The sequence below is a fragment of the Cellulomonas hominis genome, assembly GCF_005239125.1.
Lineage (GTDB): Bacteria > Actinomycetota > Actinomycetes > Actinomycetales > Cellulomonadaceae > Cellulomonas > Cellulomonas hominis_A.
On record NZ_SZYE01000363.1, the window covers coordinates 1 to 936 of the forward strand.

Genomic DNA, 936 nt, shown 5'->3' on the forward strand with positions numbered 1-936 from the left:
GCGGCAGCGTCGCCAGGTCGAGACCCGCGCGCCGCTGCCGCGGCGCGCGGCGGCGCAGCCCGGGCCGCTGCTGCTCGTCGCGGTGCTCGTGGCGCTCGTCGTGGCCCTGGCCGCGGCCGTGCCCCGGGCGGTGGCGCGGGTCGCCGACGCGGCGGTGCAGGCGGCGGTCGCGCGGGCGGGATCCGACGCGGACCTGGTGCTCACGACCACGACCGCGTTCACCGAGACCGGGCAGGGCTACGACGGCTCCGCGGAGCTCGCGCGGCAGGCGGCCGACGCGGTGGGCTCCGGACTCGCGACGCGGCTGGGCGCGGTCCTGCGGCCGCCCGTGGTGTCCACCACCTCGACCCCGCTCGCCCTCCCCGCCGACGCCGCCGACCCCGGGGCGCCCCGCGGGGAGACGGCGCTGCGGCTGGTGTGGACCCCGGCGGACGGCGCGGTCGAGTGGACGTCCGGCGACGAGCCGTCGGGGCCGTCGGGGGCCGGGTCCCCGGCGGGGGCCGGGTCGCCGCCGGCGCCCGCGCCCGTGCAGGTGGGGCTCTCGCAGGACGTGGCGGGGGTGCTCGCCGCCGCGCCCGGTGACCTGCTGCACCTCACCGCCGCCGACGGCTCCCCGGTCGAGGCCGTGGTGTCCGGGGTGTTCCGCCCGGTCGACCCGGAGGCCGCGACGTGGCACGACCTGCCCGACGTCCTGGAGCCCCGGGTGTCCCGGGTCGGGCCGGCGACGGTCACCACGGCGGCGGCGCTGCTGTCCGACGACTCGCTCGCCGCGGCGGTGGCGGCGGTCGGGCCGCGCGACGTCCAGCGCACGGTCCGGGTGGCGTTCGAGCCCGGCCGGGTCGGCGCCGCGGAGGCCGACCGGGTGCTCGCCGAGCTGCCGGCGGTCCAGGCCTCGCCCGGGACCGTCGGCTGGGGCGCCGCCGGCGGCGCGCTGCA

General features: G+C 82.1%; 1 protein-coding gene. It reads left to right on the forward strand.

Features of this window, described 5'->3' with window-relative positions:
* Positions 1 to 936 (forward strand): hypothetical protein (locus tag FA014_RS20430; RefSeq protein ID WP_230323462.1); only part of this gene is annotated, 936 nt, incomplete at both ends.